This window comes from Actinoplanes cyaneus (assembly GCF_016862095.1).
GTDB classification, from domain to species: Bacteria; Actinomycetota; Actinomycetes; order Mycobacteriales; family Micromonosporaceae; genus Actinoplanes; species Actinoplanes cyaneus.
In genome coordinates this window covers 216277-224478 of sequence record NZ_BOMH01000037.1, presented here as the reverse complement: position 1 = coordinate 224478, position 8202 = coordinate 216277, and the positions used below count along the sequence as shown (strand labels likewise).

Here is an 8202-nt window from a genome sequence, read left to right as displayed (position 1 = left end):
CCCCCCCCCCCGCCGATGCCGTGTGGCAGGCGAACTGGCTGCGTGACCTCGGTGGCGACGACATCGTGATCGGGCACTGCGATCCGGGCCCGTGGAACATCGTCGGCGAACACGGGCGGCCCGACGCGTTCATCGACTGGGAGTTCGCCGGGCCGGTGGACCGGTTGTGGGAACTCGCCGTGACGGTGTGGCTGAACGCGCAGCTCGTCGACGATGACGTCGCCGAGTTGCAGGGCCTGCCCGATCCGCATGCCAGGGCTCGTCACGCGCGAGCGATCGCCGACGGGTACGGCCTGGCCCGAGCCGCGCGCGACGAGCTGGTCGATCGGCTTGCCGACGTCGCGATCCACAACGCACGTCACGAGGCGGTCGCCGCGGGCGTGACCATCGACAGCACCGCGGCGATTGCCGGCAACGGTTATCCCGTCCTGTGGGGCATCACCTGGCGAGCGCGAAGCGCCTCGTGGATCGCCCGGAACCGCACCATGATCCGCCGCGTGATGATCGAGTAGCCGGCTGCTCGCGGGCGCGAGCTCCGAGCTGGTTCTCATGGGCGTTATGAGGCACGAATAACGCCCATGAGAACCAGCTGGAAGCGGGCGCCGCGCCGCTGGCGGGACCACAACCCTCGTCGCGAACGGTCCGGCGGCGCCGGGCGGCGCAGGGATGCCGGTCGCGGGATGTGAGGATGGCGCGATGCGGTCCGAGCAGCGCCCCCGCGGTGAACCGGTGCTGGCCCGTGCTGCCCGGATCCTGCAGGCTTTCACGCCGGAGGAGCCGGAGCTGTCGGTGTCGGAGGTCGGCCGCCGGGCCGGGTTGCATGTGGCGACCGCGTCGCGGCTGATCGCGGCCATGGTGGGGCTGGGACTGCTGGCTCGTACGCCGGCCGGCCGGGTGCGGATCGGGGTGCGGTTGTGGGAGCTGGCACAGCGGGCCTCTCCGACGCTGGGGCTGCGGGAGGCCGCCATGCCGTTCCTGGAGGATCTGCACGCTGTCATCGGTCACCACGTGCAGCTGGGTGTCCTGGACGCCGGTGAGGTGTTGTTCGTCGAGCGGTTGTCGGCCCGTGACGCGGTGGTCAACGTGACCCGGATCGCCGGGCGGCTGCCGGTGCACGCGTCGTCGACCGGGCTGGTCCTGCTCGCCTGGGCGCCGCGTGAGCTGCAGGAGCGGGTGATCACCGGTCCGTTGAGCGCCTACACGCCGGCGACGGTGACCAGCCCGGCGCGGCTGCGGGCGCTGCTGGCCGGGATCCGCAGGCAGGGTCACGTGGTCTGTGACGGTCACATCCATGCCGACGCCACCGGGGTGGCCGTGCCGGTGCGGTCGGGGCCGGACCCGGCGGCGCCCGTGGTGGCCGGGCTGTCGGTGATCGTGCCGTCGGACGGGCGGGCGTCGTCGCTGGTGCCGGCGTTGCAGGCGGCGGCGCGGGGGATCGCCCGGCGGGTGGGGGGAAGTTCGTCTCTCGTTCAGTGAGAAGGACGCTGTTTCCGCTGTGACCGGGGTCGCATTCTGGCGGCCTCATGTCACAGGAGGTTCACGTGGCGGAAACACGAACCCTGCGGGTCACCGGCAAGGAGCCGGTTGCCGACGACGTGGTGGCGCTGACCCTGGCCGACCCGGGCGGGGCGCGGCTGCCCGACTGGACGCCCGGCGCCCACATCGATGTGATCCTTCCCGGCGGGCTGACGCGGCAGTATTCGCTGTGCGGCGATCGGTGGGACGCCCACTCCTACCGCATCGCGGTGCTGCGGGAGCGCGGCGGCCGCGGCGGATCCGCGTACGTCCATGATGTCCTGGCTGTCGGTGGGGTGGTCGGGCTCGGCGGGCCGCGCAACAACTTCCCGCTCGTGCCCGCCGGCCGGTATCTGTTCATCGCCGGTGGCATCGGCATCACCCCGCTGCTGCCGATGATCGCGCAGGCCGAGCTGCTCGGCGCGGACTGGCAGCTGCTCTACGGCGGCAGGCGCGAGGCGAGTCTCGCCTTCGGCCACGATCTTCTGGGGTACGGCGACCGCGTGCACCTGCGGCCGGAGGACCGGCACGGGCTGCTGGACCTGCCCGGCTTCCTCGCGAGGTGGCGGCCCGGCACCCGGGTCTACTGCTGCGGCCCGGCCCCGCTGCTGGCCGCCGTCGAGCGGGCCTGCGCCGGTCTGCCACCGCACACGCTGCGGACCGAGCGGTTCGTCGCGTCCGCGGCGGCCGGGCTCGCCCGCGGTGCGCCGTTCGAGATCGAGCTCGCCCGGTCGGGGACCGTGCTGACCGTGCCAGCCCACTCGTCCGTCCTGGACGTGGTCACCGCGGCCGGCGCCGGCGTGCTGTCGTCCTGCCGTCAGGGTGTCTGCGGCACCTGTGAGATCACCGTCCTCGCGGGCGAGCCGGAGCATCGCGACAGCGTCCTCGACGACGCCGAGCGCGCCGCCGGCACCCGCATGTTCGCCTGCGTCTCCCGAGCCCGCTCCGACCGTCTGGTGGTGGACCTGTGACAGCGCCCGTCTCGCACGCCGACCCGTTCGGCCACGACAACCTCGAGGACCCCGGCCCGCTGCACGAGAGCCTGCGTGCGGCCGGCCCGGTGGTCCGGCTGAGCCGCTACGACACGTACGCCCTGGCTCGCTACGAGCACGTGCACGCCGCACTCACCGACTGGCAGCGATTCCAGTCCGCCGCCGGGGTGGGGCTGAGCAACTTCCGCCACGAGAAGCCGTGGCGGCCGCCGAGCCTGCTGCTGGAAGCCGACCCGCCCCGGCATGACGCCCCACGCCGCGTCCTGTCGGCGATCATCGGCCCGCGTGCGCTGCACCGGCTGCGCGAGCGGTGGGCGGCCGACGCCGCCGACCTGGTCGACCGGGTGCTCGACGACGACGGGGGTGTCGTCGACGCGGTGCCGGCGCTGGCCGAGGCTTTCCCGCTGCGGGTCTTCCCGGACGCGGTGGGCATCCCGGCGGACGGCCGCGAGAACCTGCTGCCCTACGGCGACCACCTGTTCAACGCGTTCGGCCCGCCCAACGACCTGGTGGCCGCGGGCGCCGGGCGGATCGCCGGTCTGTCCGCCTGGGTGGACGCGCGGTGCGCCCGGGAGGTGCTCACCGCCGATGGGTTCGGCGCCGCGATCTGGGCCGCCGCCGACCGCGGTGACCTGACCCCTGACCAGGCTCCGCTGGTGGTGAGATCGCTGCTGTCGGCCGGCGTGGACACCACCGTGCACGGGTTGTCCGCCGTCCTCTACGCCCTCGCGACCAACCCGCGGCAGTGGGAGCGGCTGTGCGCGCAGCCGTCGCTGGCCCGGGTCGCGTTCGACGAGGCGGTGCGGTGGGAGTCGCCGGTGCAGACGTTCTTCCGCACCGCCACCACCGACGTCACGGTGGGGGAGACCGTCATCCCGGACGGCGCGAAGATCCTGATGTTCCTGGGCGCCGCCAATCGTGACCCCCGCCGCTGGGACGACCCGGATCGCTTCGACCTGGGCCGTGACCCGTCCGGCCACGTCGGTTTCGGCATGGGCCTCCACCAGTGCGTGGGCCAGCACATCGCCCGGCTGGAGGCGGAGTCCCTGCTGACTGCCCTGGCCCGTCGCGTGTCCCGGATCGAGCCGGCCGGGCCGGTCGCCCGCCACCACAACAACACGCTGCGCGCCTGGCGCAGCATCCCGGTCCGGTTGCACCGGAAGTGAGAACCGTTTCATAAGCGCCCAGTCGTGGCGCACATCCGAGGAGACTCCATGCCAACACGTATCCGGCGCCAAATGATCATCTTGAGCGGCGCCTTCGTGGCCATGATCGCGGCTGGCGCCTTCGCCGGTCCGGCCCCGGCTGCAAGAGCCGGGACCACGCCCGACTTCGGCCCTAACGTCAAGATCTTCGATCCCAGCGTGCCGGTCGCCGACATCAACGCGTACCTGCAGAGCATCTCGGCGGAGCCCGAGTTCGGCACCGGCCGCCACGCGGTCTACTTCAAGCCCGGCGTGTACGGCAGCGCCGCCGGCCAGAACACCCCGTCGACCGCCACCGGCATCGTCAACAGCGAAGTCGGCTACTACACCTCGATCGCCGGGCTGGGCTCCTCGCCCGCCGACGTGCGGATCAACGGCGCGCTGCACTCCGAGCCGCGCCAGAACGCCGACGGGTCCTCCGACGGGCTCACCAACTTCTACCGTTCGCTGGCCAATCTCTCGATCAACCCGATCCAGCGGCCGGTCGGAGCGGACGCCCAGCGGGCCCGGCCGGAGGGTGTCGCCGCCGCGCACACCATGCGCTGGGCCACCTCGCAGGCCTCGTCGCTGCGCCGGGTCGACATCCAGGGCGACCTGGACCTCAACGGCGCCTACGGGGCCACGCTGTTCGGCGCGGAGATCGCCGACAGCCGCGTCAGCGGAACTGTCCACAGCGGCGGTGACACCGGGCCGGGCCAGGCGCAGTACTACGTGCGGGACAGCCAGATCGGCGGCTGGAGCGGCGGATCGGCCAACCTGGTCTTCTCCGGCGTGCGGGGCGCGCCGGCCGGCGATCTCACCGGCCGCGGCATCACCACCCTGGCCGCCACCCCGGTGTCCCGGCCCGCTCCGTTCCTCACCTCGCGCGGCGACAACTACTCGGTCTTCGTACCGAAAGCCCGCATCAATGCCTCCGGGGTGAACTGGGCGACCGGCAGCACCGCCGGCACCAGCATCCCGATCTCCCGGTTCCACATCGCGAAGCCCGGCACCGACACCGCGGCGACGATCAACACGGCGCTGGCGGCCGGCAAGCACCTCATCCTGACGCCGGGCGTCTACCGGCTCAGCGAGCCGATCCGGGTGACCAGGGCCGGCACCGTGGTCATGGGGATGGGCTACGCGACCCTGGCGCCGGCCGGCGGGCAGTCCGCGATCGAGGTCGGCGACGTCAAGGGCGTCGTCGTCGCGGGTCTCGTCGTCGACGCCGGCATCGGCGGCACCGTCCTGGTCAGGGTCGGCACCGGCAACGCCACCGCCATCGGCGACGCCACCGACCCGACGACCCTCAGCGACCTGTTCGTCCGCGTCGGCGGCGCCCGGCCCGGCTCCGCCACGATCGCGCTGCGGATCGACCAGAGCAGGGTCGTCCTCGACGACACCTGGCTGTGGCGCGCCGATCACGGCGCCGGCGTGGGCTGGACGAGCAACACCAGCGACACCGGGCTGGTCGTCAACGGCGCGGAGGTGACCGCCCTCGGCCTGTTCGCCGAGCACCACCAGAAGAACCAGGTCGTCTGGAACGGTGAGCGCGGCCGGACGGTCTTCTACCAGAGCGAGTTCCCGTACGACCCGCCGAACCAGGCCGCGTGGATGGACGGCGTCAGGGAAGGCTACGCGTCGTACAAGGTCACGCCGGGCGTGACGACCCACGCGGTCACCGGCACGGCGATCTACACGCTGTTCACCGACTCGACTTTCGCCGGCGCGCCGGTGCACGCCTGGACCGCCATCGAGGCGCCCACGCGTGGCAGCGTGCGGCTCACGTCGATGACCACCGCGGTCATCGCCCTCGGGGGCGGGATCCGGCACGTCGTCGGCGACAGCGGCGCCGCGGTGGACGCGGCCCGGCCGAACCAGGTCGTGCCCGGGTTCGCCGCATCCGCCCGGCTGGCGTCCTTTCCCAGCTGATCTCAGCTGGCAGGCGCGGTCACCCTGGTGGAGGCGCGGGCGATGAGCTCGGGCTGGAAGACGACCTGCCGGTGACCGTGCCGGCCGGGGTCGTCGATCTCCTCGAACAGCAGCTGGGCGGCGACGCGGCCCAGCTGCTGCCGGGGCTGGCGCACCGAGGTGAGCGGGACCGCCGCGGCGGCCGCGAAGGCGATGTCGTCGTAGCCGACGATCGCCAGGTCGCCGGGGACCCGCAGCCGTTCGCGGGTGACGGTCTGCAGGACGCCGAGGGCGAGCAGGTCGTTGGCGCAGAACACCGCGGTGGGCCGGTCGGCGGCGGGCCGGCGGGCGAGGCCGGTCGCGGCGGCGCGGGCGGCGGCGACGGTCAGCCCGGTCGTCTCGATCACCTCCAGCCGCGCGCCGGCGGCGTCGGTCACCGAGCGGGCGCCGGCGAGCCGTTCGGCGACCTGGTGCACGGTGAACGGGCCGCCGACGAAAGCGAGGTGCCGGTGTCCCCGCTCGACCAGGTGGGTGGCGGCCAGCTCACCGCCGACCCGGTCGTCGACGGCCACGGAGCACAGGTTGCGGTGCCCGGATCCGCGGTCGAGCAGCACCACCGGGGTGCCCCGGGCCACCACGTCGCTCAGCGCCTCGGCGACCTGGTTGACCGGGGTGAGCAGGATTCCCTGCACCCGCTGGCTCTCCAACTGGCCGAGGAAGCGCAGCTCGCGGCCGGGGGCTTTGTTGCTGTTGTAGAGCATGACGGTGAGGTCGCGGTCGTCGGCGACCTCCTCGGCGCCGCGGGCGAGGTCGGCGAAGAACGGGTTGGTCACCTCCGGCACGATCAGGCCGATAGTGCGGCTGCGCCCGGCGACCAGGGCGCGCGCGGCGGCGTGCGGCACGTAACCGAGCGCGGTGATGGCGGCTTGGACCCGGGCGCGGGTGGCGGGCGCGACGGCCTGGGGCCGGTTGAGCACGTTGCTGACGGTGCCGATCGACACCCCGGCGCGGGCGGCGACGTCCTCGATCGTGGCCATGGTCGGCAGCGTACGCGAGACGCTTCAATTCCTGGTACCCCCGGGTGCAGGAGAGGCCGCCGCGATCGCAGTGCCCGACCTCCGGTTATTGAATCGTTATAAACGCTGTTGCTCCAGGTAACGTGCATGTTTCATGTGGATCAACGGAACCCGTTCATGTGAGGTTCTTGACGTCCAGGACCGGCGCGCTGACTCTTTAGACGCTTCAACGAAACTTCACCGCGGTCATGTAGGAGGACCTGTGGCATCCCTGTTCCGGCCCAAGACCCTGGTGGCGCTCGGCGCCGCCACCGCGCTCGCCCTGACCACCGCCGCGTGCGGTGGCGACGACTCCTCGTCCGGCGACTCGGCGGCCAAGAACTTCTCGTTCCTGGCCATCAACGAGAACACCACCATCGCCAAGACCCTGACCTCGCTGAGCCAGAAGGAGTGCGCCACCGAGAACACCGCGCAGCCCCTGGAGATCAAGAAGCAGGCGCAGGCCAGCCTCGACCAGCAGCTGCAGCTGCTCGGCGGCCAGGGCGCGCTGCCGCAGCTGTTCACCGCCGCCAACGCGCCGTCGCTGACCAAGCAACTGGCCGGCAACGGCTCGGTGCTCGACGCCGCGAGCGTCTCGCAGGGCGTGCAGCCCGCCGCCACCTCGGTGATCAAGAGCCTGTACGACGACAAGCAGCTGGTCCTGCCGACCGAGCTCAACATCGAAGGCATCTGGTACAACAAGAAGCTGCTCGCCGACAACGGCATCACCGTGCCGGCCACCTGGGACGACCTGGTCGCCGCGTTCGCGAAGCTGCAGGCCGCCGGTGTCCAGCCGATCTCCCAGGCCGGCAAGGGCGGCGACGGCTGGGGCGTGACCCGCTGGGTCGGCAACTACCTGCTGCGCAGCCAGGGCCCCGACGCGCTGAAGAAGGTCGCCGACGGCTCCGCCAAGCTCACCGACCCGCAGTATGTGGCGGCCGCCGACGCGATCGCCGACCTCGGCCGCAAGGGCTACTTCGGCAAGTCGCCCACCTCGATCGACTACGCCACCGCGCTGAACACGTTCGAGACCGGCAAGGCCGCCTTCATCTACATGGGCTCCTGGGCACTGTCGGACTTCAACGACCCGGGCAAGAACAAGATCGGGGCGGACAACGTCGGCTTCCTGAAGTTCCCCACGGTCGCCGGAGGCAGCGGCACCGCCGACCAGATGCCGGCCAACGTCGGCACCGCCGTCGCGATCGCCAAGAAGTCGTACGAGAAGGACCCGAAGACCCAGGCCTGGGTCAAGTGCATCGTCGCCAACTACGGCACCGTCGCGCTGCGCGACTCCTCCCAGATCACCGGCTTCGCGGCCGACGCCGGCGTGCAGGTCCCGGCGCTCACCAAGCAGATCCAGGACGAGATCGCGGGCGTACAGACCAGCGTCCTGTGGTTCGAGGCGTACTTCTCCGCCAAGGCCACCACGGTCAGCCAGAACAGCGGTGGCCAGCTCGCCGGCGGTCAGCTGACCGGCGAGAAGTTCATGCAGACGGTCACCTCGAACCTCGGCTGATCGCCAGGGAGCCGGCATCGGCCGGCTCC

Annotated in this window: 7 protein-coding genes; 6 read left to right on the top strand and 1 reads right to left on the bottom strand. The window is 72.0% G+C overall.

Annotation, left to right across the window (positions count from 1 at the left end):
* From Acy02nite_RS25095 to Acy02nite_RS25075, 5 genes are all read left to right on the top strand, one after another.
* On the top strand, positions 1 to 512 hold a 512-nt coding region (locus Acy02nite_RS25095), incomplete at its 5' end, for a phosphotransferase (protein ID WP_203744626.1).
* A gap of 184 nt (positions 513 to 696) precedes the next feature.
* Positions 697 to 1476 (top strand): IclR family transcriptional regulator, encoded by a 780-nt coding sequence (locus Acy02nite_RS25090; RefSeq protein ID WP_203744624.1) that lies wholly within the window; start codon positions 697 to 699, stop codon positions 1474 to 1476.
* 65 nt (positions 1477 to 1541) lie between these two features.
* A complete protein-coding gene (locus Acy02nite_RS25085; RefSeq protein WP_307872293.1) occupies positions 1542 to 2486 on the top strand; it encodes a PDR/VanB family oxidoreductase in 945 nt (314 codons plus the stop codon).
* Positions 2483 to 3673, top strand: a complete 1191-nt coding sequence (locus Acy02nite_RS25080) for a cytochrome P450 (RefSeq protein ID WP_203744620.1) — start codon at positions 2483 to 2485, stop codon at positions 3671 to 3673. Before Acy02nite_RS25085 ends, Acy02nite_RS25080 begins: the two co-directional genes overlap by 4 nt.
* Positions 3674 to 3745: 72 nt before the next feature.
* Entirely contained in the window at positions 3746 to 5623 is a 1878-nt protein-coding gene (locus tag Acy02nite_RS25075; RefSeq protein WP_239175180.1) for a pectate lyase-like domain-containing protein, read from the top strand.
* Between the two features lie 2 nt (positions 5624 to 5625).
* On the opposite strand, the gene Acy02nite_RS25070 is transcribed toward Acy02nite_RS25075, so the two are convergent.
* The gene (locus Acy02nite_RS25070) at positions 5626 to 6639 is read right to left on the bottom strand and encodes a LacI family DNA-binding transcriptional regulator (RefSeq protein WP_203744616.1); all 1014 of its coding nucleotides are present in this window, start codon (positions 6637 to 6639) and stop codon (positions 5626 to 5628) included.
* A gap of 241 nt (positions 6640 to 6880) precedes the next feature.
* On the opposite strand from Acy02nite_RS25070, the gene Acy02nite_RS25065 reads away from it, so the two are divergent.
* Positions 6881 to 8173, top strand: coding sequence for an ABC transporter substrate-binding protein (locus tag Acy02nite_RS25065; protein WP_239175179.1), 1293 nt, complete (start codon positions 6881 to 6883; stop codon positions 8171 to 8173).
* Positions 8174 to 8202: the final 29 nt, after the last annotated feature.